Source organism: Porphyromonas catoniae ATCC 51270 (assembly GCF_000565015.1).
Taxonomy (GTDB): Bacteria; Bacteroidota; Bacteroidia; order Bacteroidales; family Porphyromonadaceae; genus Porphyromonas; species Porphyromonas catoniae.
In genome coordinates this window covers 1-23,866 of sequence record NZ_JDFF01000015.1, presented here as the reverse complement: position 1 = coordinate 23,866, position 23,866 = coordinate 1, and the positions used below count along the sequence as shown (strand labels likewise).

Genomic DNA, 23,866 nt, shown 5'->3' with positions numbered 1-23,866 from the left:
TATGACAAGAAATCGTCTACCTATAAGTACTACGACCATGGCGATCCCTCCTATGCGGGGGATTGCTTTTGGTTTGTAGCACAGTTACGAGGTATCGATCTGAGAACGGGCTTTCGTGATCTCCTAGAGCTGATTGTTGGGGAGCTGGGGCTTCGTATCCTTGCGGGAGAGCAGATCAGGAAACCTATTGCTCCCGAGGGGCAGCGTGCTTCTACGCTGAGTGAGCCAGTCCAGGATGAGCTCCCCTATAGCTTCGAGATTCAGCCTTTTGATGATGGGCTCTTAGCTTATTGGGCGCATTATGGTATCTATGAAGATACCCTCAGACGCTTTCGAGTGCGCTCGCTGAAGAGCTATAGGAGCCAAACGAAGGAGGGTAAGCCTTTTGAGTTGAAAGCTAGTCCTACGGAGCCTATCTATGCTTATATCGGTAATGGCTACATTAAGATTTATCGCCCCAACAGCTCGAAGATGCGCTTTCTCTATGGAGGCCGAATGCCCAGTCCCTATTGTTTCGGCATGGAGCAACTTCCCAGTAAAGGCGATATGCTCTTCATTACGGGAGGAGAGAAAGACGTTCTCTCGCTTTCTGCTCGGCATTTCCATGCGATTTGCTTCAATAGCGAAACTGCGCAGATTCCCGAGCGGATCATTGAGAGTTTACAGCTGCGTTTTCGGCATATCATCCTCCTCTATGATTCGGATGCTACCGGGCTTCGTGAGGCTCAGCGGCAGGTAGGTCGCTTGTCGGCTTATCATGTGAAGCAGCTTCAGCTTCCACTCAAAGGGACGAAGGCTGAGAAGGATATTTCAGACTACTTTGCTCTGGGGAATGAGGAAGCCGACTTCCGAGGGCTACTGAATACGCTCCTCTCTCAGATGTACACGCAAACGATGATGCTCCTACGCTCGTGTGAAATCGACTATGATAACCCTCCTGATGCCTCTAAATCGCTCGTAGCAGTCAACGGGGTACCTCTTGGGACGCAGGACAACCTCTTCTGCATCACGGGAGGTGAGGGTACGGGTAAGAGTAACTATGTTTCAGCGATTCTTGCTGGAGCCCTTGCTCAGCAACGCCTGGATGCCGAGCTGACCCTAGGGCTTGAAGTTACACCGAATCCAAGGGAACTAGCGGTTCTACACTACGATACGGAGCAGTCAGAGGCTCAGCTACACAAGAATCTAGGCAAGACGCTCCGCCGGGCATCACTCACGGCTGTCCCTGACTTCTACCATTCGCTCTACCTAGCTTCGCTCTCGCGTAAGGATCGCTTGAAGCTTATCCAAGAGAGTATGGACATCTTTCATCATAAGCATGGGGGTATTCACCTCGTGGTTATTGATGGTATTGCCGACCTCATTCGCTCAGCTAATGATGAGACGGAGAGCATTGCTATCGTTGATGAACTCTACCGCTTGGCCGGTATCTATAACACCTGCCTTATCTGCGTCCTTCACTTTGTACCTAGTGGGATAAAGCTCAGAGGACATATTGGCTCTGAGCTACAGCGTAAGGCGGCAGGTATCCTCTCCATTGAGAAAGATGATCATCCTGAATACTCGGTCGTCAAGGCCTTAAAAGTCAGAGATGGTAGTCCTTTGGATGTGCCGATGATGCTCTTCGGTTGGGATAAGGCTCTTGATATGCACGTCTACCGAGGGGAGAAGTCTAAGGAGGACAAAGACCGGCGTAAGAGTAGCGAGCTACTTGCTGTAGTTCGGGAGCTTTTCCGTACGACGAATCTCCTATCCTACCAGGAGCTCTGCGAGGTCTTGATGCGTGAGCTCGAGATCAAAGATCGTACCGCAAAGAAATACATTGCCTACATGAAAGAGCAAGGCATCCTTAGGCAGGATGCCCAAGGAAACTATCAAGAGAATAAGTCATGCCCCATCTAGAATCACCTCAGAGTGAGGCTCAGTTTCGGAGTCTTTTCAAGAAGCTTATGCTGATGGAAGCTAAGCTTGATGAGCTACTCTGCCTGCAAAGGCAAGAGCAAGAGCTCAGGGTTCATCCTCCCCTGAGGGCAGAGTACCTCGACATTATTGATGTGTCTAAGCTCCTCAAGGTGGAGCAGAAGACCATCTACAACTGGGTCTCCTTAGGGAAGATCCCCTACCTCAAGGCTAATGGTCGTTTGCTCTTTTTGAGAGCAGAGGTAGATGAGATGCTGAGGCAACGTGAGGAGTGGTAGCGATGAGGTGTTCGGTGAGTGGGAATCTCCCGCGAGGGCTATTTTGTCGTAAAAAACGTGTAGTTTTGCGACATAATAAAGCTTATATATGCATGGAGAGTATTGATGACAAGATCGTTAAGAGTGTATCAAAGTGCGGAAGGGGTACAATCGTCTTTCCAGCGAACTTTGTCTCCCTTGGGGAAAACACTAGCGTCTTAAAAGCCTTGGAGCGGTTGGCCAGCAAAGGCACGCTCATTCGTCTTGCTCGAGGGATCTATTGTTACCCAAAGGAGGACAAGATCTTAGGTCTTGGGGTTGTTTATCCTTCCTATGAAGAGATTGCTCAGAGTATCGCTCAAAGAGACAAGGCTCGTATTGCTCCAGCAGGAGCATATGCTATGAACGTGCTTGGCTTCACAACACAGGTTCCCATGAACCTCGTGTTCTTAACCGATGGGAGTCCTCGGAGCGTACAACTCTTTAATGGTCATAGAATCACATTCAAGCAGACTGTTCCGAAGAAACTATCCTTCCAGAATAAGATAGCCCAGTTGATTACTGTTGCTCTTCAAGAGATTGGCCAAGACCATATAACCGACGCTCATAAGCAACATCTGAAGAAGATACTCTCCCCTCTTAGAGAAGAGCAGATCTCGGGAGATTATCCACTGATGCCAGCTTGGATAAGGACACTCGTCAAAGGCTCCTATGAATAGTTACTTTTCTCTTAGCCCTTCACAGCAGCGTACTCTTATCACACAGACGGCCGTTCGCCTAGGTCTTCCTGAGCAAGCGGTAGAAAAGGATTTGTGGGTATCTATCATCCTACAACTTGTTTTCACACTTCCTTTTTCTGATAAGCTTGTGTTTAAGGGAGGAACCTCTCTAAGCAAGTCATTTGGACTGATTGAGCGGTTTTCGGAAGATATTGATCTTGTCGTTGATCGGAGTTTTTTTGATCTTCATGGCGATTTAACAAAGAAGCAGATCAAGGGCTTACGCAAGAAGTCCTCTCTTTTCGTTCGCGATGACTTGACAAGTCTTCTGAAGGCAGCAATGGTATCGTATGGCTTAGATGAGTACTGCTCTGTTGTTCCCGAGGATGATGGAGAAGGCGATCATACCTATCCGGAGCCTAGAAAGATCGACGTATACTATCGAACTCTCTTCCCTCTCAACGAGTATCTCCAACCTAGAGTGATGCTGGAGATCGGAGCCCGGTCTTTGTTTGAGCCAACGGTGAATACCTCGATTCAGAGTCTTGTCACTACTCAATTCCCTCAGATTGATACTGGGCTCGTTTCTGCGCATAGCATAGCCACGGCAGCTCCGCAGAAAACCTTCTTGGAAAAGGCTTTTCTTCTCCATGAGCTATTCACGAGCCAAAGGGGGGTAAGTGCCGAGCGTAAGTCCCGTCATCTATATGACCTGGAGAAGATGATGGATGCTCCTTTTGCTATCCAAGCCATAGAGGACGATCATTTATGGGATACGATTGCCCACCATCGTGAAGTGTTTACTAGTCTTTCGGGAGTAGACTATACTCCTGACATCCGAGATCGTATCGTTTTATGTCCACCCGAAGAGGTTCGGTTGGTTTGGGAACGGGATTATTCGGATATGCAGCAGTCTATGATCTATGGAGCATCCTTGCCCTTTGATGCTTTGCTGGAACGAATAAGTCTATTGGAAAAGAGGTTCCATGATCGATAGAAAGCAAGCGCCCTCCTTTATCAGCATAAAGGAGGGCGCTTGCTTTCTATCTTATCTTCGGTTTAGCGAAGACGCCTTTACTCACAGCTTCTTCCTTCTCATCGGGGCGGGAAGCCGTGGGTTGAGTCAAGGAGGATGAGTCTTCTGGTGTAGCTAACCGTTCCGTAGATATCGGGTGTGTGTTGTCTCCTCCCTTGGGCTGCTGCTGTACGTTCTCTTTCTGCTTCATTTCTTCTCCCGCTCCCTCGGCTTCCTCCACGGGAGTGAGTGTTAGGGCTATCTTTCTGTCAAGCTCTGCCACTTGGGCTTTGAGCGATCGAAGCTCGTCCTCCTTGTTCCACTGGCCGCTAGCCATCGCCTTGTAGATCTCGATGTCTTGTGCGGCTCTGGTGAGCTCTTTCTCGTGGGTCGCCATCACCTTGGGAATGCGCTCGAGGGCAGAGAGGAAGTTTTGGCAGGCGAGCTTGGGATCGCTGGCGAGCTTGCCATTGTTGTGCGTGTAGTAGATGCTTCCCTCTCCCTTGACGAAGAATCGATTGACGGAGCTTTGGAAGAGATCTTTTGCAGAGCTCTCCGTTTTGACGAAGATGTCGAAGCCGTAGATTGATCCAATTCTGTGGTATTCTCCTTGGGTTCGAGCTTTCTCGGCTATTTCTTGTAGACGGGATGCTACGATCTTCATATCACTATCGTTGGGACCCCCCGTCAGCTCCAGCTTATTGATGGCATTGCCTTCTGCGTCACGCTGCACGTGGGCTTCAAATAAGGCCTGATCTCCCTTGGCCTCGGCCATACGGCTTGTGTGGAACTCTACGGAGTGTTCTAGCTCTTGGAGCTTCCCTAAGGCAGCGTCTCGCTCCTTCATGAAGTTCTTACGTTCTGACTCCAGGGCTGTGATCTTCTTGTCGAGTTTTGCCTTCTCCAGGAGGTCGGTATTACCTGAGAGGACGGCCACGTATTCGGAGAAGTTCATTCCACTTTCCTCGTCCATAGCGCCCTCATCGATGGTGCGTGCACCGAGGGTATTGCTCTTGAGCTGGTTAATGAAGAGTTGCTTGTTGTGTAGGAGGTTGAACTTATAGCTGTCTAGTGATCGCTCTACGGCATAGATGATGACATCGACCGTGTTATTCGCGCACTCCTTGGCTACTTGATTGCCCTTGCGTACGGCTCTCCCATTGCGCTGTTCGAGGTCCGATGGTCTCCAGGGGGTATCCAGGTGATGAATGGCCACGGCTCGCTCCTGGGCATTAACGCCTGTGCCGAGCATAGATGTTGAGCCGAAGATGATGCGAATCTCTCCTCGGTTCATGGCCTCTACCATCGCTTTCTTGGCACGCTCGTTTTTGCACTCTTGAATAAAGCGGATTTCGTGAGAGGGAATGTGGTAATCCTCCACGAGTTTGCGCTTAATCTCCGAATACACATTCCACTCCCCAGCTTTATACGTCCCGAGGTCAGAGAATACAAACTGCGTCCCTTTCTGCACGTCAAACTTCTGATAGTAGTTCGCCAGCATCTTAGCGCAGTGTGAAGCCTTGTTGTCGATGTGGTCTTCGTAGGCTGGGTCAATCATTCGTAGATCTAAGCTCATCTTGCGGGCGTAGTCTGTTGCGATAAGCATCTTGGCCTTTTCCTCACGTTCGCTAAGCGGTTCACGCCCTAAGACTGTGGCGTTACCCGTCTTGGCAAACTCCATCAATCGTTTGATAAAATCTTCCTGCTCCGGTGTTGGTGGGATGTTGTGCAGGATTTCATTCTTGTCGGGGCGGTCAATGCCGATATCCTTTGCTGTGCGGAAGTCACAAATCTCGGCATAGAAGGCAGCAAGCTCAGGGACCTTGATGAAGGTGCGGAAGCGCTCCTTCTGAATGATCTCGTTGGTGATGGAGAACTCGTAGTCTGTACTTTTCTTGGCAAAGACGGCAGCCCAGGCATCAAAGCTATTGATGCCTTGTTTCTCGAGGGCCTGTGGGCGGAGATACTTGAAGAGTAGATAGAGCTCGGTCAAGCTATTGGAGATCGTCGTGCCGCTGAGGAAGGTTGCTCCTAGGTCTTTCCCTGAGCGTTCTTGGATGGTGCGAATGGCAAAGAGCAAGTTGAGCGCTCGCTGTGAGCCATCAGGATTCCCTAGACCCGATACGCGGTCGTGGCGGGTGTTGAACATGAGGTTCTTGAATTGGTGTGACTCATCGACGAAGAGGTGATCTATGCCCATCATCTTGAAGTCTACGGCGTCGTCCTTACGCTCGGAGATGCTGTCTTGGATGTCGCGGAGCTTGACTTCGAGTGTTTGCTTTCGCTTCTCGAGTCCTTTGAGCATCCCTCGGGAGATGTCTTTGCCTTCTCTTCGGAGGACATCAAGGTTCTCTTCCACGGAGTCCATCTCCTTTTGCAGGATGGCTTCTTGTATCTCCAGGGCCTGAGGGATCATCCCGAACTGCTCGTGCGTCAGGATGATGCAATCCCAGTCGTTGTTCTTGATGTCAGCAAAGATGCGCTGGCGGTTCTGCTTGGTGAAATCATCTTTGCCGGGGTAGAGTATCCGTGCATTAGGATAGGCTTTTCGGAAGGTGTCGGCAATGTCAAAGACGTTGGCCTTGAGCCCTATGATCATGGGCTTATTTGCCAGTCCGAGTCGCTTCATCTCATAGGCTGCGGTACACATGATGAGCGTCTTCCCGGCCCCTACTTCATGGTCGCATATCCCCCCGCCATTGGTTTTCAGCATCCATACGGCATCTTTCTGACTCTTGTATAGGTCAGGGATACCGAGACGCTTGAGGTCTAGGTTGGGGAAGCTCTGATGCGCTCCGTCGAAATTGGGGCGCACGAAGCAATTGAAGAGTTCGTTGTAGCGATCGGTGAGCTGCTCTTTGAAGGTCTCGGGACGTCTTGTGAGCCAATCGACAAAGGCTTGTCTAATCTCCTCGATCTTGCTGTTGGCTTGCTGAATTTTCTCGCCATCACGCACCTTGATGGACTTCGTTTCTCCCGAGGAGGGATCGATGACCTCCTTGCTCTTGTTGATGTCGGGAATGGTGTTGTGTAGGGCATGCTTCAGTAGGTGTAGCCCGTCGTATCGACGGAACTCACCTTGTACGGCGTATTTATGCCAGATGTTACCATTCTTCCGATCACAAGTGATGGTATACTCATCCATGTTGGCATGATACGCCACACGGATATCTGTGCCGAAGAAGTCGGAGGCAAACTCTCCGTACACAGCTGCCGGGATCCAGCGCTCCCCGAGGTTGAAGTCCAGATCGGCAAAGGGGATAGGCCTTGGGCGTGCTGCCATAAGAGCCGCCAAGCTCTGTTTCCCTTCCTCGTGGTCGGGGTGGTCAAGGAGCCAAGACGCGAGCCTATCTGTTTTCTCGATCACGTTGCCCGAGATGAACTTATCAGCTACCTCATAGCCACTTGCCTCGGGATTGTAGTAGATACGTCCCTCCAGGGCAGAGATGATGTCACTCTCCTCCATCTCGGGAAGTAACGAAGTCATGTAGGAGAGTTCCACACTTCCGTACTTGTTGAGCGAGGCTCCTAGAGCTTCGATCGGGTCGGAAGCTATCGAAAGTTCGGCGGAGGAGAAGGCTGTGGGATGATCGAAGATATCCGCTTTGATGAAGCGCCCATCGATAGACCGCTCAAGAAAGAGCATCTCTAGCCCCGTGGCATCCATCTTGATGACGTCCGTATTGGCTTTCTTGTTCAGCTCCCCCCAGCGAGCGACGTAGGCATCGTAGAGCCGGTTGAGCTTCTCCCGTTCCTCTTTATCTTCAGCATGGTTGGTGGCCTCATAGTCATAGAGCCGGTGGTAGCTCTCGCGGATCTCTATGTAGGCTCTTAGGCGAGTAAGCTGAGCGATGGGGAGATCCATGGGGTGAAAGGTTGGTCGCCTCTTGAGGTCGGAGAGGTAGCCTACCTGTCCTTTCTGCACGACGATCGAGCCATCACGAAGGTGGCTATCGGGAGCGGAGAGGAAGGGGCGAGGAGATGTGTCAAAGACCTCCCGATGTTCGCTTACAGATACGCCCTTGTCTTGTCCAGGCTCATCAGTGAAGTCGAAGAGAGAAGCCTCTTGGATCGTATCGCGAGCAGGCTGCTTACGCCTGCGGGATGTTTGGGGCTTAGTTTCCGTATGAGCCTTCTGTGAGGAGGGGCTATGCTTTGGGGTATTAGCCTTGAGTTCGGCACTCACCCGCCCTACTTCCAGAGTCCAGAGGGTGTATTCTTCTGGGGCAAAGAGTAGCTCCTCCTGCTCGTGGCTTGCCTGCATGATGGGGTGATGATCGTCATCAAAGTACACGGTCTGCCCATTCATCTCTCGGGGAGCTTCCATGTCGGGTCGTCGCTCAGGCGCTTCATACTGACGAAATAGGGTGAGTGCAGGGACTCCCTCAGGTGCAACTTCTTCGTCAGGGAGCGCCCTTTGTCCCTTGTCTTGCTCCTCTGTCGGGCGCTCTTCCGCCTGTAGAGCTTCCTTAGTGAAGTGCCCTTGTACGAGCTCTTCCAGCTCTTCTATCTGGTGGAGCTTAGTGGGAGAGAAGTGGAGATCTCGCTCAATGCGTAGCCCTTTTATCTGGACCTCTTCCATCTCATCGATCGAGATGTTCCCGAGCTCCCATCCATAGCCCATGGTAACTGCCCCAAAGCCGATACGCTCCTTGGGGTCGTACTCAAGGAGGTAGGCGGTGTAAGCTCCAGCGGGGAAGAAGTAGCGAGCATAGGCGGTACGATCGCCGAGGAGTTCTTTCTCTGTCGTGTAGAGCCGGGGGAGGCTCTTCTCGATGGATTTAGGTATCAGGTTAAAGGCATCGTCTCTCTCTTTGTCTTTCTTCTGAGCCTCCTTCTGCGGGGATCCTACGATCACTCCGAGAGCAAGGAGCTTCTTCTCGGCTTCAGCTTGGCGTTCTTCTTCTGTCGTTGCGACTCCTGTGTTGTAGAGCTTTCGGTCAAAGTGATGCGCTACATCTTGACTAAGCTGTATCCGCAGGCTGTCAGCCATCTCGTCCATACCTCCATCGAATTGGTATACCCAGGCTGCTTTCCCGTAGGGATTGGTTCCCATGGTTCGCTCGGTGGCAATCGTATGCGAGCGGACCTCGTCCCATGGGCCCTCAAAAAGCGAGTTGTGGGTAAAGGCTATGGAGAAGCCATCGCCACTGGGCACGGCTGCGGTGCGTACGAAGCGCTCTTCTTCGCCAGGCGTTATCCCCTTGCCCGTTTGCTTTTGCAGGACGATGAGGTCGCTACCGACCTCGGTCCCCGCGCGCTCTGAGAACATACCCGAGGGTAGGCGAATGGCCGAGATGAGTCGGCTCTGCTCCATCAGATAGCGTCGGAAGATCTCGTTGTAGGGGGAGTCAAGCAATCCCTGCGATGTGATGAACGCCAGGACGCCACCCTCTCGTAGGCTCTCCAGCCCCTTGATGAAGAAGTAATTGTGGATGGTGCGTGTTGCTTCCCGCTTGATGCTATCCTTCCCTTTGGAGTAGGCTCGATCATAGACCATGAAGTCACCGAAAGGGATGTTACTTGTGATGAGGTCATACCGGTCCGCTTCAGCGAGCTCACCGAGGGATTCGAAGGGTGTTTGGCGAACCGTGATTTTGCTCTCTCCAAGGGGATGGAGTGCTTGGGCTATCCGAGCCGTGAGTAAGTCCTTTTCGAGCGCATCAACACGGCGAACATAAGGAGCAAAGGTATCGGCAAAGGCTCCTATCCCGGATGATGGATCCAGGCAGGAGTGAAACTCCACTCCCGTCGTGGCTAAGGCTGTGGCGATGGCAGAGACTATGCGCGTGTCGGTATAGAAGGAGGTCAAGACACTAGCCTTGATACTCTCCCAGTAGTGCTTGGCGACCAGAGCATCGGGAGCTTCTCGGTAGATGAGCTGCTTCAAGGCGCAGGTGGGCTTGAAGAGCTCTTGCTCAGACTTTGCCCAGTAGCGAATATCCTCGGGCTGGTCGCTGCGATTCAGTACGCATTTGAGCCCTCCAAAGCCTTGGTAGGCGCCAAGGATGATCCGCTCTTCTTCGGTGGCTAGCCTTTGCTCTTTCTCGAGTCGAAGGACGATACGGATCGCTTGGGTATTGGCCGCGAGTACGGCTTTCTTATTGTAAGGCATAGCTGAGTTTGTGCTTCTGAGGGGGGGATTCTAGAGGTCGTCCGAAAAGTCACCAAAGTTCCGCCGAAAAGTGGCTAATCTTTTGGGCAAAAGATTAGCCACTTTTTCTCGATTGATACGGTACTTTCCCGAGGAAGATTAGCGACTTCTTTGAGGACTACCCTTGGAGGCGAATTCAAAGGCCGTTGAGCCATCTTCCCGGAGGGTGATATGGGCATTGAACTTCTTGCCTGCCTTGTTCTGAAAGCCTTTGATAAGGCTGGTCCGTCTACTGGTAAGGAGCTCCTTTATGTGTGCTTCTGTGAGCTTTACCCCGCAGATCTCTCGGAAGATGTGGAAGCCACACGCCTCGTTGCGACACTTGATGATCTTGGCAAAGATGCCCACGGAGTCCTGGCCGCAGAGCGGACAGCGATAGGAAGGATAAGCTGGAGCTTCAGTCTGCAGGGCAAGGAGCTTGTGACAGATGTCTGTGGTGTAGCTTCTGATACGGAGAGCGAAGTCCTCGGCAGAAGCTTTCCCCGCCTCGATGGCTGAGAGGGAGAGCTCCCAGTTGGCCGTGAGTTCGGCATTGGCTAGTTCCTGGTCCTTGACGAGCTGATAGATGGAAAGCCCTTTCTCTGTGGGGATGAGCGTCTTCTTTTCCCGACGGATGAGTTCGCGTAGAATGAGTGTCTCGATGATGCTTGCGCGGGTAGCGGGTGTCCCGAGCCCACACTCGGCAATCGCCTTGCGACTCTCGGCATCGGTCAGCTCCCGCCCAGCATGCTCCATGGCGGAGAGCAGGGAGGCTTCGGTAAACAAAGGCCTGGGCTTAGTCTGATGCTCCGTGATCTCAGTGTGACGAAGGGGTAAGCGCTCCCCTTCGGGGATCGTGGGGAGTTGTTCGAGGAGCTCGTCCTCGTCGTCTGTTGCCTCCGCTTTGTCCTTTCCTCCGTCTTGAGAATAAGCTCTCCAGCCCAGCGATAGTCTACGGGTAGCTCGCCAGCTGTAGCGGTAGGTCCCGTCGCTCAGCTCCGCCTGCATGCGCTCTTCTTCGCTGTTGGGAGCGAAGGCTTCGATGAAGCGACTGAGGATCATCTGATAGATCGTCGCCTCCTCTGGGGATAGTCCCTCGGGGGACTCACCTGTAGGGAGGAGGGCATGATGGTCGGTCACCCGATGATCATCGACAGCATGTCGATTAAGCGCTTGGCTAAGCGTGACACCAAGCTGATGGAGTAGCGTGGGGATCGTCTCGAAGACATCTTCGCTGATGTAGCGACTCCCGGTGCGGGGGTAGCTTATGATCTTCTTCTCATAGAGCGCTTGGGCTAGCGACAGGGTCTTGTCGGCCGAAAAGCCGTGCTTGCGGTTGGCCTCTTTCTGAAGCGTGGTGAGGTCAAAGAGGAGCGGAGGTGGGGTCTCGGTGCACTTCCGCTCGACCGATAGGACCTTCAGATGGGGCTGACTACTTAGCTCGCTTAGGGCGCTTTGTGCTGCATCCTTCTCCTCGAAGTGCTCTTGACAAAGCGCCTTGAGGAGGATACCGTCTTGCTCAATCGTGGCATGGAGCTTCCAGTAGGGGCGGGATGAGAAGCCTTGGTGCTCTAAGAAGCGACGACATACTAGGGCGAGTGTCGGGGTCTGTACGCGCCCCAGCGAATAGGCTCCACGGCGAGCTATCGAGAGCGCTCGGCTGGCATTGATGCCGACGAGCCAGTCGGCCTCGCTACGAGCTTTGCCTGCCAGGTAGAGCGCGTCATACCGCTCCCCGGGTTTGAGCTTGGCGAGCCCCTCCTGAATCGCCTTGTCGGTGAGGGAGGAGATCCATAGCCGCTGGAAGGGCTTTCGGCAGGCGAGGTAGGTGTAGATGTAGCGGAAGATAAGCTCTCCTTCTCTTCCTGCATCGGTAGCAACGATGATCTCCTCGGCGCGCTCGAAGCAGGAGCGGATCACCTTCAGCTGTTTGAGGGCTGTCGGGTCGTCTTCGAAGGCTTTCCCCTTGCGGATTTGTCGAACGATGAGCTGAAAGGGCTGAGGGAGGATGGGGAGTTCTTCGGCCTTGTATGTCCCGAGTCCGTAGTACTCGGGTAGGGCTAGGGTGATGAGGTGACCGAATGCCCAAGTGACGAGGTAGCCCTTGCCTTCGATAAAGCCGTCTTGTGGGTGTGTAGCCCCTACGATGCGGGCAATGTCACGAGCTACAGAGGGCTTTTCTGCGATGATACAGGTCGTCATGGTCTTGCGTCTTTGCTGTTATCCTTAGAGCTTACGTCCACGACGAGCCTTACGCTCTTGCTTCTGCTTCTGATCGGCTGTGGGCTCTGTTTGCTCAGACTTGAGAGGCTCTTTGAGGTGCTTGGTCGCTTCGTTGGTTTTGCCTTCGTTGTTCACTGCTACCTGGGTCTTGTGTCCTTCGGCTACGGCTTCTACCTCCTGCTTCCCTTGCTTCTTCTCGGGGTTGTACTTGAAGAAGCGGGGACGGTTCTGTTCCTTATCCATGCGGACGTAGGCGTTGAAGTGCTTGCCTTCCTTGTCGACCATGTTCTTGAGGTAGAGGGTGCGTCCCGAGTCAAGAGCTTCGCGCTGCTTCTCGGTCAGCTCAAGTCCACAGAGTTTACGGGGAGCACCCTGGCTTTGCCCTGGGGAGAGAGACTGCTCCTGGTGCTCACGGAGACTCTTGCTGTCACCGAAGATGAACTCGATGCCCTTCTTCTCGGCATTGACTTGAAGCGTAGCGTCGAAGGACTTGCCGTTCTTGGAGGTCATACCCTCTACTTTGACGGCCTTACCCTCAACGAGATTCTTGTACTGCTGGTCAGAGAGCGTCACCCCTTTAATCTCCTTGGGGATGGATACTCGGTCAGCACGTAGGGCAAGGAGCTCGTTGGTCTGTGGGTCAATGGATACGTAGGCGTCAAAGAGCTCTCCTTGCTTGGTGACGACTTCGATGGTCTTGCCTAGGTTGCCCGTCTTGAGGAGCTGTGCCTTATCTTCGGGGCTGAACTTGTAGCCCATGTAGGGGAAGTCAAGCTGAGGCTCCTTGCGCATGGCATGAACGGCAAGACCGATGTTGCCATCATCGTCGGTACGGAACGCTAGGCGTGCCTCGGTGTAGATCGAGCTATTGCCGTAGGGTACAGCGATGGGGAGGAGGTCGCTCTTCTGCCAGGAGAGCATCTTTTCGAGCGCTCCACTGGCTTCGAGTTTCTCGCGGCTGAGGCCGAGATCCTCGAGCATACGCCAGTCGATCTTCTCGGGATCGATAGCGGTAGCGCGCTTCTGCATGGGAAGGAAGTCTTCGAAGGACACTTGCTGTGCTTTGAGGAGCTCTTCGGAGGCGGGGTGGCGCCGATTCTGCAAGGAGGAGCGAAGGCTCTCTACACCTTGCTCGACGTTGCTTGCAAGGACCTTGTAGAGTCCGAAGCGAGTCGGGTCGTTGAACTGCTTGAGGAAGTTCTTCATGAAGTTCTTCAGCAGCCCGTCTTGGTTATTGAACTTGAGGAAGCTACTCTGATTGGTAGCCTCGGCGGCGGTCGTCTTGAGCTCGCCCTCTTCGTTGATGTCCGAGATGATGGAGAGTTTGCCTACCTCGGATGCATTCTGGACCTCTGTACGGTCCTCTAGGACCAGTACGTAGTCCTCTGTGTGGTTGTTGTCCATAATGATGCCAATAGTTTGATATATAGTACTATGTAAGGCAAAGATAAGGGCAGGTGTTATGCCCTATATTAAATGAGGATAAGGCTGGAAAAAGTAGGAAGAAGCAGGAACTCGAGAGGACTAAAAGAATAATTTATTATATACTCGGCTCTAATGCTTATCTTTGATGTATTGGTACTATAGACAAGGAAAACCGCTCTGTGATAGTAACCCGTAAATTGAAGTCGCTTTAGCTGAAGAGGAATTGACAAGCGGATAACTAGCAAATAGGAAGTGTTGCAATAAGCATACTATGGCACGTATATACGATGAATATAGATCTAAAGTTTGAGCAGGGGCTCAGAAATATAATGGAGTCCCCCAGTGTGAAGCGAGTCGATTTTTGTGTTGGATATTTCAACCTAAGGGGCTGGAAACTCATCATTGATCAGGTCGATAATCTTCCTGGAGATTATGTTGAAGAAGGTAATGATGATATGTTTCGCACTTGTCGTTTACTCATCGGGATGCATCACCACAATGAAGATTATATTCGTCGTCTTTATGGCCAGGATGGTACTCTACCTGATGCTAATATGGTGAAAAAGTCAAAGTTGCAGATAGCTATAGATTTTCGCAAACAATTACTGCTCGGGCTACCCACAAAACAGGACGAGTGGACATTGCGTCGCTTATCAGCGCAACTTAAAGAGGGAAAGGTCGCTGTAAAACGATACCTCGTGTTCAACCCGAATTAAGCTCTTCAACATCGGCGATCTCTGGGCAACGGCATCGGTAAGATTGCCCTCTGCAGGGAGGATTTTCTAGCTCCTTTTGTCAATGCGTCTGTGTCCCTTCACCTGCTCCAAGTGTCGCTTGTGCAGCTGTCGTGTGGAGAAAGCATCTGTGGCATCTTCAAAGAGATGGCGCTGATTACCCTTGAGCGCAAGGACAAAATCACCCTTCTTCTTGACGTTCTGCTCGGCTATTTCTACCTGTGTACCCATGGCATCCATCGTAACAACCGCCCCCTCAAGGGCAAGTTTATCAAGGAGCTTGGGTACACAGGTGATTTCATTACTCTTCTCACCTACAGCTTCTTGCGCAATGCTCAAAGAGTGCTCATTGACCCAAGCGGAGAGGATGTAGCTACTTTCTCCGTGCCCTCGAGGATTAGTTCCACGCATTTTCTTGCCATCGATGGCGATGTGCAATCCAGATAAATCTTTGATAATCTGAGAAGTGTACACCTCCAGGCAAGCGGAAATCTCATCGGAATGTACGGCTTGCATAACGCGCTCGAAGGTGTCTTCGCTGGGGCAACCATTGGGTAATTCGAGCAGAGGTTTGAACTCTTCTCCTCGGTGGCGACACAGCTGATATATATCGCTATAATCCTCGCCAATAAAGAGATAAGCAATGAGGGCGACCATGAGGATGTCACTGAGTTTGTGCTTGCAACGTCCGACGACACGTGTGTCGTGGACGGATGAGAAGTAAGGGGGGGGGGCCATTGGAAGTGAGGGTGATGCTTAACAGGACAAAGCTAAGGACAATTTTGATGCGGTTGCCCTGGGGATAAAATGATAACTCAAGAAATATCCTTATCTTTCTGGCAAGTTGGGACGTGTCTATGCCCCTCCTTTATAATCCAATCATTATTACCATAGCACTATGGATGATGCTATAGCACAACAAGTACAGCTAGTTGCAGATATATCTCAGCAGGTATATCACGTGTACTACGTCCAAACTGACATATTGGAAACATATAGTCCATATCCTCGGCTTGATGCCCCTTGCATGTTTTGTGATGCTCCATGTCACCAGAAATATAATTCTGGAACTCCTAAGATATGTCATGCGCTGCAAGATAGGATTGTTTTTCATCTGAAATTTTTTATATCCTTTCTTGAGAAGAAGAGTGCACCCAAGTCTTACCTTTATTCCTTCAATATCAGACACAATAAGTCACCTTATGGTGAACATACGATAAATTATAGAGCAAACGTCCTTCATGCAAAAGAGGAACACATTCTAACACTCCTAATACGTTTAGACCTCGCAGCCAAAGATACTCCCCTTGAGAGTAATTATATCTTGGACAAATCAAGCCGAAAGATTTGCTTAACCTATCTAAAAAACGGAAAAATTAAAGCTGAGAGCGACTGGCATAAGCAACCCAAACTTACACCTATAGAGCAAGAAGTTGTTATCCTTGCTTCTCAAAATTACTCCAGCCAAGAGATCGCTTCTATCCTGAATGACGAGGTTCAGACTATCGGAACAATTCGGAAGAGAATATTCGAAAAGCTAGGGGTTCATGGCATGCCTCAAGCAGTCATTTATTGTAAAGTACATGGTATCATAACCGTAGATAATGTGATGGAGTTAGAAAGAAAGAAGAGAAGAAAAACTTCGTCAAGAAAACACACATAAACACCTAGTAATCACACAGTCATATCAATTTGTGCCCTTAATAGGGTATTGTGAGGCTATTAGGTGTGCTCTACTTTTGTGACAAACAAAGGGAGATATGGTCGTCCTTGCTGTACCAACCATAGAGAGGTTGGAGGTAAACTGTCTAAAATCTTCCTAAACTATGGTTAGATCATGGATATTAAGGAATTCTCAGAAGAAGCTCTACAGGCTATAACAGGTGGAGCTGCCGGTACAGAGCCGTCATCTGGATGCTTTGGTCTGAGCAACTGTTGTAATGATGGTTGTGTGCACAAGAAAGACGAGAGCTCGAAGAAAGACGAGAGCTTGAAGAAGAAGAAGGATGATGAACAGGAAAGTTGAATAGCTCCGCCTTGCACCTGCATAGCTCAGGTTTTAGCAAAGGGGGGCGTGCACCCCATGAGGTGTTTCGTCCCCCTTGCTTCCTGATTATAAATAAATCACTAAAACGAGATATGAACACGGTAAATCATAATATCTATTCAATTGGCAAACGGTGGCAGTACCGTTATGAGCCCGCTTTGGAGGATGAGTATTTGCTCTCTGATGCATATACAGGGCTGCAGTGTGCTATAAACCAGTCTATAATGCAACTTCTGATCCAGATTGAGGATGGCCTTTCTATTGAAGAGATCGCTATTCGGAATGGTATACCAGAATACGACATCTTTTCAATAATTAATCGATTAAACTCATCCTGGGAAGGACTTATAAGTCCAGGTGCAACGGGGAATGGGGTTACATACAGCAGAGTGAACCTCCAGAATTCCTACAATCAGTTTCAGCTACAATATCCTAAAAGTGTAGAAATCCAGATAACCGACAGGTGCAATTTAGCCTGTAAGCACTGTATAGTTTCCTGCGACAGTTCACAGAAAACAAGATGTATAGAGCCCAGTTCCTGGATTCAATGCCTCCAAGAGTTAGATTATAATCGTGTGTTTAACGTTACCCTTACCGGTGGGGAACTCCTTACATATGATGGGATAGAGGAGGTCTTATCGCTTCTTCGCCAAACAAAAATACACTGTAATGTACTTAGCAACGGAATGCTTGTTAATGATCAAATAGCAGAGTTGTTAAGTAGTCCCAATATAGCCGCTTCAATATCTATGGATGGAGTCACAGCAACCTCTCATGATTTTTTGAGAGGGAAAGGCGCATTTTTTCACCTCGAAAAGGGATTAGAAAAGCTCTTACGACATGGTGTTAGAGTTGGACTATCCGTAACAGTACATGCCAAAAATCACACGGAGATTGAGGAAATAGCAGCCTATGCAGCTCGCACTGGCTGTAGAGCTATCGCATTTATCCTTTTGGATCATTCAGGTCGTGCAGCATTAAATCCAGAATTACATATAACATCCCTTGAGCGGAGAAATATTTCTAAACGTATCCAGGAACTCAAAGATAAATATAGGGGAAAAATTGCTATACATCATTTAGATCCCATGGCTGGATTGTCTGAGAGATGTGTAGATTATTCGATGGATAGTATTGTATCCTGTACTGGGGCGGTATCTCACGTAGCAATTAGCCCCAATGGGGACATTTATCCGTGTGCCTTTGCTTTTGGAATGGATAGTTTCTGTTCTGGAAATATTACCGAAATGACAGTCAAGAAGGCATGGGAGACAACAAAGTGGGATATGATGCGAGGGAAGACTCATTATAGAGACCTCACAACGTGTCCCTCTTGCTCTTTTAGAAAGGTCTGTGGGAATCAGAGTTGCCGGATCCGAGCACTGTTACATAGCGGGGATTATTACGGAGTGCCATCTTGTGCCTGTTCCCGGCAATAGCGAACTGAAGAACATCAAACTTAAGGTGTCAGAAAGATGAAAATAATAACACTGAGGGCCCTATGTTTATTTGTCTCACTGTTTGTTCCCTCACAATTAATTGGGCAGGTAATACGGGGAACGGTCATTAATGAGAAAGGTGGGTATATCCCCTTTGCGAACGTTGTCCTGCGCTCTGTTTCCGATAGCTCCTATGTGGGGGGCACCCTGAGCGATGAGGCAGGGCAATTTCTACTGCAGCTGGGCGACGAGGCAGATCGCACACGCTGCTTCCTCGAAGTCCGAAGCGTAGGCTACGCCGTACACCATATCCCGCCAGTACTGCCTGAGCAGCTACAAGTGCAGCTCAGTGAGCAGACACGCCTGCTGCAGGAGGTATGGGTGCGGGCTCCACGGGCCATACGCCTTGTGCCCGATGGGCGTGTGATCAATGTCAAGCTCCTCGGACTGCAGGAGGTCGAGGGCGTCTTTAGCCTTTTGGGGATGCTCCCAGGCCTCTCAGTTCGTGGTGAAGCGATCAGTGTCGTCGGGCGTGGTACGCCCCTTGTCTACGTTAACGGCCGTGAGGTGACGGATCTCTCGCTGCTCTCTCGCTACGATAGTAAGGATATTGTCTCTGTGAAGATCATCACTAACCCAGGGGTACGCTATGGAGCCTCCACAAGATCAGTGCTTGAGATCAAGACACGCAACCCCGAGGATGGGCTTGGCGGTAGAGTCTCTCTGCAGGCAAGTCAGGGCAGGCGCTTCGGCTTGCGAGAGTTTGCCTCACTCGTCTACAAGCAAGGAGCCTTCGACTACTTCCTCACGCTTAGTAACCGCTCGCAGCGCAGCCACTACGGTAGTAGTACCCTGATGGAGCTGCCTACTGCTCAGGAGACGAAGATCTCTATGGAAGTCGACCAGGAGGATAAAAGCTGCTCCCGCTACCTTATTGCGGGGGTTAACTACACTCCCAGTAAAGAGCATAGTCTTGGGCTACAGTATGACTTTACACAAAAGCCCAAGTGGGAGATCGACTCAGACATACAGTCGCATATCTCGACCAAAGGAAGCTCCCGACAAGAGGCGCAGCACTCGCACTACTCCAATAAGGATCACTACCATAGTCTGAATGCCTATTACCTGGGGACAATTACTCCCAGCTATCAGCTGCGCTATGATATGAACCTTTTCTTCAAGCGAGAGGAGGCGGAGAATAAATTCTCCCTTGAGCAAGCAGGGCAAACGCCTAAGCACCACCGCTCTGACCTCGAGCAGCGCTCCCGGCTCCTCTCGGCACGCCTGCAGCACTTCATCCAACTAGGGCAGGGGCAGCTAACCTTAGGCAATGAGGCTGCATGGACAAGGAACAAGCAGCGGCACGTGGCGACACTCAGCACCCTGCGACAAGCTGACTCGAAGATTGAGAACCAGCTTTATGCCGCCTTTGCTAGCTACACAAGGGCTTGGGGTAGTCTTATGGCAGAGCTGGGCTTACGCTACGAATACAATAAGTACGACTATCATGAGGCGGGTGTGCTGCAGCCTGAGCAGAGTAAGGCGTATCACTACCTGATGCCCTCGCTGCAAGTAGCCCTACAAGCCCCCGTTGCTCTGAGCCTCTCCTACCAGACTAAGACCAAGCGCCCCTCGTATCACCTCCTGAGTGACCGCCATCAGTACAATAATGAGTACCTCTACGAAGGGGGTAACCGCTATCTTCTACCCCAGAATACGCAAGTTCTCGCCCTTGGGGCACAGTGGCAGGATCTACAGGCCGCCGTGGAGTACCAGCATCTGCACAATGCTATATATTTCTATACGAAGTATGATCCAGCGCTTGCTGTAGCTCTCTCCAAGCCTTATAACATCCCACACTCCGATGCGCTCGACTTCAGTGCTTCGTGGAGCCCACGCTTTGGTCTCTGGCGCCCAAGTCTGCAGCTGCTTGTGCATAAGCCTTTTTTGCGCTTCGAGGGCGAGGAGTTTAGTGATGCCAGTCTGATGGCAAGCCTGAGGAACTTTTTTCTCTTTCGCAAGCAAGGCCTAAACTTCAGCATGGAGGCAAGTTACTTCTCTGGTGGCAGTCAGGAGCTGAGCCAAGTGGATGCTTATTGGCAGATGGACTTATCTATTAATAAGACCTTCTTCGATCAGCGACTGCGCCTATCGCTCTCGCTTGATGATGCCTTTAATACGGGCTATAGTTCCGTTACGCTGCGCGCACGAGAACTTAAGATACACCATGCGCAGCGGCCAGATGGTCGCAGACTCAAGCTGACGCTAAACTACAGCTTCAACATGAAGAAAAATCGCTTCAAGGGCGAAGACTCCAGCAGTGAGTTGCAGCGTCTTTAGAATCTGTAGCATTCATCTTACAAGGTAAGAAGAAAATATGTGAAAACTTATTTTATCAGACAACAAGATGCGATGGATTGTGGCCCCTCATGCTTGGCAATGATAGCTGGGCATTATGGATTGCATCCTGACGTTGAGGCATTACGTAAGGCCTGTGCTTTAGGTATCGGTGGCGTTTCTCTCCTTGGCATAAGTAAAGCTGCTGAAGAAATTGGTTTCCATACAATTGGAGGTCGGCTTACCTTAGACTCACTCATCACAGAGGCTAAGCTACCCTGCATCCTTCACTGGAAGCAAAATCACTTTGTAGTCCTTTATAAAGTACGTAGGAAGAAGCATCATCCTATATTTTACGTTGCAGATCCAGGGATGGGCTTGCTTGAGTACAGTGAGCGAGAGCTCCAAGCATATTGGATCAGCACCCAAAGCCAGGGAGAAGAGAAAGGCATTGCACTGCTTCTAGAGCCAACCTCACTCTTCCATACCCTTGTCGCAGCGCAAAAGATAGACAGATGGACAATGAAGGGAGCTACGCCCTCTCGCCTTAGCTTTCTTTGGGGCTATCTAAAGAAGTACCACCGCTATTTCTTTCAGCTTATGCTCGGGCTGTTCCTGGCTTCTCTGCTGCAGCTCATCTTCCCATTTCTCACACAATCGATAGTAGACACTGGGATTGGAGGCAAGGAGATTAGCTTTATCTGGCTTGTACTTCTGGCACAGCTGATGCTTCTATTTAGCCGCACCATCGTAGACTTCATACGCTCCAAGTTGCTACTTCATATCTCCACACGGATTAACATCTCCCTGATCTCGGACTTCTTCATTAAGCTGATGAAGCTACCCATGTCTTTCTTTGACACAAAGCTTATGGGAGATTTGCTACAGCGTATCGAAGATCACCGACGGGTAGAGCATTTCTTAACATCGAATAGCCTGAGCCTCATATTCTCGTTCTTCACTTTTCTTGTTTTTGGCGGAGTCCTAGCGTCCTATAATCTAGGTATTTTCCTCATTTTCATTCTTGGGGCTCTACTTTATGCTGGCTGGATTGTACTCTTCCTCAAAAAGCTCAGGGTGCTTGATTATAAATACTTTGAGCAAGCTGGTCGCAATCGCAATGTCACCTACCAGCTTATCGCTGGGATGCAGGAAATCAAGCTTCAGGGCTGCGAGCAGCGTAAGCGTTGGGAATGGGAAGATGTACAGGCTGACTTATTTAAAGTCAGCCTTGAGAGCCTGAATCTTGATCAAATCCAGCAAATAGGTAGTATCACGATCAACGAGATAAAAAACATCCTTATAACTGTCCTTGCTGCTACCGCTGTCATCCATGGAGAGATGACACTTGGGATGATGCTTGCTGTCCAGTATATCATCGGGCAGCTCAATAGTCCGGTTGATAAGCTTATTCATTTCGTGTATTCATGGCAAGAGGTAAGCATTAGTCTGGAGCGTATGAATGAGATCCATCAATCAAAGAATGAAGAGGATAAGGCGCGTACACGAGCTGGATATGGTACAGAAGCTCCTTTAGCGAAATCCTTACATATCAGGGATTTAAGCTTTAAATATGATCGCTATAGTGGAAAAGATATACTCTCTCATATCACGCTAACTATCCCTCAAGATAAAGTAACAGCAATCGTTGGAGCCAGTGGAAGTGGAAAGACCACACTCCTCAAACTTTTACTTGGGTATTACCCTCCGCTTGAGGGCGCAATCCTCCTTGGAGGCGTCCCTCTGCAGGAATATAAGCTCACATGGTGGCGCAGCGAGTGTGGAGCAGTTATGCAGGAAAGTTTCCTTTTCTCTGACACGATAGCCCGAAACATCGCAGTTAGTGATGAGGAGCCTGAGCTAGAGCGTATCCGTCACGCCGCACGAGTTGCCAATATTGCGGACTACATTGAGGCTCTTCCGTTAGGCTATAACACCATGATAGGACAGGATGGGCAAGGGGTAAGCCAAGGACAGCGACAGCGGATTCTCATTGCTCGCGTGGTTTATAAAAATCCTCAATTTGTCTTTCTTGATGAGGCAACAAATGCACTTGATGCAAACAATGAGCGAGGAATAACAGAAAATTTGAGCTCTTTCTATAAAGGGAAAACAGTTATTGTGGTAGCTCATCGCCTATCAACGGTACGCTATGCAGACCAGATTGTAGTCCTTGATGCAGGGAAAATCGTTGAGGTTGGGACTCATGAGGAGCTCACAGCTAAAAGAGGTAAGTACTATACGCTCGTAAAGAACCAGCTAGAATTAGGGAATTGATATGGGCACCTATGAAAAGGAGATTGGTAAGAGCGCTCACGATTTAGAGCTTCGTAGCGAGAAGGTACGCAGTATCATTGGTCAGGTCCCTCCTTCGCTGCTTCGCTATGGAGCGCTAGCGATCCTTGCAACACTTGTTATCCTCGTGTATGTAAGCTACTCTATTCCTTACAAGCAGATATATACCGGTACGGCTGTTATTAGAGCGCTCCCTGACTCATTAGAAGCCTCCCCCGCAGCCGTACTTATCAAGTTCTCAGATAGAAGGCCTGCATTGTCCCCTACAGAAAAGCTACCAATAACACTGCATACTCCAATGGGAGAAGTTGAGGGTAAACTCGTTAAGCTATCATCATGGAGAGATAGCTTGGGTAGGCAAGAAGCCTTCTGTTTATTTCTATTAAGTGAACTTTCCCTTTTACAAAACCATGAAGTGGACTTTACGATTGTACGAACTTCAGGGAATATTTTGCAGAAGGTGCTAGGAGATCTTTTCTAGTTATCTTTCAATAAGTGTGCGAGGTTAGGGTCACTCTTGATTCGCTCAATCTCTAACTCTACAAGGGATAGAATTTCTTGCTTGACACGCTTATAGTTGGTTTCGATGGTCTCGGTGAGACTGTCGGAGCCATCTTCGTTTGGGAAAGTGGCGATAGTGGGTATAGGCAGGTAGGCTTTGCTCTCAGCAGAGACTTTGGCTACATCGACAACGATTTCAGCGTGGAAGATTTTCTGCTCGATACGTTCATCGAAGTTATCGGAGACTGCACCTACAAACATACCTTGGGTAAGGTTGCTGATTTTGCTCGCTGGAATAAGCGAGTCCATCTGCGTGGAGATGGATGTAGATTTATCGTTGCGATTGATGGTCATTGATTGCCGTTGTTGGAGGACTTTACCGAAGCGTTCACTGAGGGTCTTGGCGGTCTCGCCCACAACTTGTCCTGAGAATACATTACCCACAGTATTCTGTATTACCTTGCTTTCCTTGTCGCCATAGTCACGTGTGAGCTGTGAGAAGTCCTGAAAGCCTAAACATACAGCGACCTTATTGGAGCGAGCTGTTGCGATGAGGTTGTCGAGTCCACGGAAGTAGATGGTTGGTAGCTCGTCGATGATGACGGAGGACTTGAGCTGCTTCTTCTTGTTGATGAGCTTGACGATACGGCTGTTATATAGTCCCAGGGCAGCAGAGTAGATATTCTGTCGGTCGGGGTTGTTGCCCACTACCAAGACTTTTGGCTCACGTGGGTTATTGATGTCGAGGGAGAAGTCATCGCCAGTCATTACCCAGTAGAGTGCTGGGGAGATCATACGAGAGAGTGGGATCTTTGCCGAGG

Annotated in this window: 16 protein-coding genes; 11 read left to right on the top strand and 5 right to left on the bottom strand. The window is 50.1% G+C overall.

Annotation, left to right across the window (positions count from 1 at the left end; translation table 11 throughout):
* From HMPREF0636_RS04620 to HMPREF0636_RS04605, 4 genes are all read left to right on the top strand, one after another.
* Positions 1-1,902: bifunctional DNA primase/helicase (locus HMPREF0636_RS04620; protein WP_044168820.1), on the top strand; the 1,902-nt coding region annotated here is incomplete at its 5' end.
* Positions 1,890-2,198, top strand: a complete 309-nt coding sequence (locus HMPREF0636_RS04615; protein WP_044168819.1) for a helix-turn-helix domain-containing protein — start codon at positions 1,890-1,892, stop codon at positions 2,196-2,198. The genes HMPREF0636_RS04620 and HMPREF0636_RS04615, both read left to right, overlap by 13 nt.
* Positions 2,199-2,290: 92 nt before the next feature.
* Entirely contained in the window at positions 2,291-2,896 is a 606-nt protein-coding gene (locus HMPREF0636_RS04610) for a DUF6088 family protein (protein WP_044168818.1), read from the top strand.
* Positions 2,889-3,893, top strand: coding sequence for a nucleotidyl transferase AbiEii/AbiGii toxin family protein (locus HMPREF0636_RS04605; protein WP_044168817.1), 1,005 nt, complete (start codon positions 2,889-2,891; stop codon positions 3,891-3,893). Before HMPREF0636_RS04610 ends, HMPREF0636_RS04605 begins: the two co-directional genes overlap by 8 nt.
* 46 nt (positions 3,894-3,939) lie before the next feature.
* Here HMPREF0636_RS04605 and HMPREF0636_RS04600 read toward each other — a convergent pair whose 3' ends face one another.
* From HMPREF0636_RS04600 to HMPREF0636_RS04590, 3 genes are all read right to left on the bottom strand, one after another.
* Complete coding sequence (locus HMPREF0636_RS04600) at positions 3,940-10,026, bottom strand: helicase-like domain-containing protein (protein WP_044168816.1); 6,087 nt, start codon at positions 10,024-10,026, stop codon at positions 3,940-3,942.
* Between the two features lie 138 nt (positions 10,027-10,164).
* Complete coding sequence (locus HMPREF0636_RS04595; protein WP_044168813.1) at positions 10,165-12,246, bottom strand: type IA DNA topoisomerase; 2,082 nt, start codon at positions 12,244-12,246, stop codon at positions 10,165-10,167.
* Positions 12,247-12,270: 24 nt separating this feature from the next.
* Positions 12,271-13,671 (bottom strand): DUF3945 domain-containing protein, encoded by a 1,401-nt coding sequence (locus tag HMPREF0636_RS04590; protein WP_044168811.1) that lies wholly within the window; start codon positions 13,669-13,671, stop codon positions 12,271-12,273.
* Positions 13,672-13,979: 308 nt separating this feature from the next.
* On the opposite strand from HMPREF0636_RS04590, the gene HMPREF0636_RS04585 reads away from it, so the two are divergent.
* The gene (locus HMPREF0636_RS04585; RefSeq protein ID WP_005467930.1) at positions 13,980-14,408 is read left to right on the top strand and encodes a phospholipase D-like domain-containing protein; all 429 of its coding nucleotides are present in this window, start codon (positions 13,980-13,982) and stop codon (positions 14,406-14,408) included.
* A gap of 66 nt (positions 14,409-14,474) precedes the next feature.
* Here the strand turns inward: HMPREF0636_RS04585 and HMPREF0636_RS04580 are convergent, their stop codons facing one another.
* Complete coding sequence (locus tag HMPREF0636_RS04580) at positions 14,475-15,164, bottom strand: ISAs1 family transposase (protein ID WP_081748402.1); 690 nt, start codon at positions 15,162-15,164, stop codon at positions 14,475-14,477.
* 160 nt (positions 15,165-15,324) lie between these two features.
* Here HMPREF0636_RS04580 and HMPREF0636_RS04575 point away from each other — a divergent pair, with 160 nt between their 5' ends.
* From HMPREF0636_RS04575 to HMPREF0636_RS04550, 6 genes are all read left to right on the top strand, one after another.
* Entirely contained in the window at positions 15,325-16,089 is a 765-nt protein-coding gene (locus HMPREF0636_RS04575; RefSeq protein WP_044168810.1) for a helix-turn-helix transcriptional regulator, read from the top strand.
* Between the two features lie 174 nt (positions 16,090-16,263).
* Positions 16,264-16,452 (top strand): hypothetical protein, encoded by a 189-nt coding sequence (locus HMPREF0636_RS04570; protein ID WP_005467927.1) that lies wholly within the window; start codon positions 16,264-16,266, stop codon positions 16,450-16,452.
* A 113-nt stretch (positions 16,453-16,565) separates the two neighbouring features.
* A complete protein-coding gene (locus HMPREF0636_RS04565; RefSeq protein ID WP_044168809.1) occupies positions 16,566-17,912 on the top strand; it encodes a radical SAM/SPASM domain-containing protein in 1,347 nt (448 codons plus the stop codon).
* A 36-nt stretch (positions 17,913-17,948) separates the two neighbouring features.
* The gene (locus HMPREF0636_RS04560) at positions 17,949-20,252 is read left to right on the top strand and encodes a TonB-dependent receptor domain-containing protein (RefSeq protein ID WP_081748401.1); all 2,304 of its coding nucleotides are present in this window, start codon (positions 17,949-17,951) and stop codon (positions 20,250-20,252) included.
* 99 nt (positions 20,253-20,351) lie between these two features.
* Positions 20,352-22,526 (top strand): peptidase domain-containing ABC transporter, encoded by a 2,175-nt coding sequence (locus HMPREF0636_RS04555; RefSeq protein WP_248616874.1) that lies wholly within the window; start codon positions 20,352-20,354, stop codon positions 22,524-22,526.
* A gap of 1 nt (position 22,527) precedes the next feature.
* Complete coding sequence (locus HMPREF0636_RS04550) at positions 22,528-23,025, top strand: hypothetical protein (RefSeq protein WP_044168805.1); 498 nt, start codon at positions 22,528-22,530, stop codon at positions 23,023-23,025.
* Here the strand turns inward: HMPREF0636_RS04550 and HMPREF0636_RS04545 are convergent.
* Positions 23,022-23,866 (bottom strand): TraM recognition domain-containing protein (locus tag HMPREF0636_RS04545; RefSeq protein ID WP_044168804.1); only part of this gene is annotated, 845 nt, incomplete at its 5' end. The two genes, HMPREF0636_RS04550 and HMPREF0636_RS04545, sit on opposite strands and share 4 nt — an antisense overlap.

Coding starts and splice junctions, on each gene's coding strand:
- HMPREF0636_RS04615 (WP_044168819.1), top strand. CDS start 1,890: ATGCCCCATCTAGAATCACCTCAGAGTGAGGCTCAGTTTCGGAGTCTT.
- HMPREF0636_RS04610 (WP_044168818.1), top strand. CDS start 2,291: ATGGAGAGTATTGATGACAAGATCGTTAAGAGTGTATCAAAGTGCGGA.
- HMPREF0636_RS04605 (WP_044168817.1), top strand. CDS start 2,889: ATGAATAGTTACTTTTCTCTTAGCCCTTCACAGCAGCGTACTCTTATC.
- HMPREF0636_RS04600 (WP_044168816.1), bottom strand. CDS start 10,026: ATGCCTTACAATAAGAAAGCCGTACTCGCGGCCAATACCCAAGCGATC.
- HMPREF0636_RS04595 (WP_044168813.1), bottom strand. CDS start 12,246: ATGACGACCTGTATCATCGCAGAAAAGCCCTCTGTAGCTCGTGACATT.
- HMPREF0636_RS04590 (WP_044168811.1), bottom strand. CDS start 13,671: ATGGACAACAACCACACAGAGGACTACGTACTGGTCCTAGAGGACCGT.
- HMPREF0636_RS04585 (WP_005467930.1), top strand. CDS start 13,980: ATGAATATAGATCTAAAGTTTGAGCAGGGGCTCAGAAATATAATGGAG.
- HMPREF0636_RS04580 (WP_081748402.1), bottom strand. CDS start 15,164: ATGGCCCCCCCCCCTTACTTCTCATCCGTCCACGACACACGTGTCGTC.
- HMPREF0636_RS04575 (WP_044168810.1), top strand. CDS start 15,325: ATGGATGATGCTATAGCACAACAAGTACAGCTAGTTGCAGATATATCT.
- HMPREF0636_RS04570 (WP_005467927.1), top strand. CDS start 16,264: ATGGATATTAAGGAATTCTCAGAAGAAGCTCTACAGGCTATAACAGGT.
- HMPREF0636_RS04565 (WP_044168809.1), top strand. CDS start 16,566: ATGAACACGGTAAATCATAATATCTATTCAATTGGCAAACGGTGGCAG.
- HMPREF0636_RS04560 (WP_081748401.1), top strand. CDS start 17,949: ATGAAAATAATAACACTGAGGGCCCTATGTTTATTTGTCTCACTGTTT.
- HMPREF0636_RS04555 (WP_248616874.1), top strand. CDS start 20,352: ATGATAGCTGGGCATTATGGATTGCATCCTGACGTTGAGGCATTACGT.
- HMPREF0636_RS04550 (WP_044168805.1), top strand. CDS start 22,528: ATGGGCACCTATGAAAAGGAGATTGGTAAGAGCGCTCACGATTTAGAG.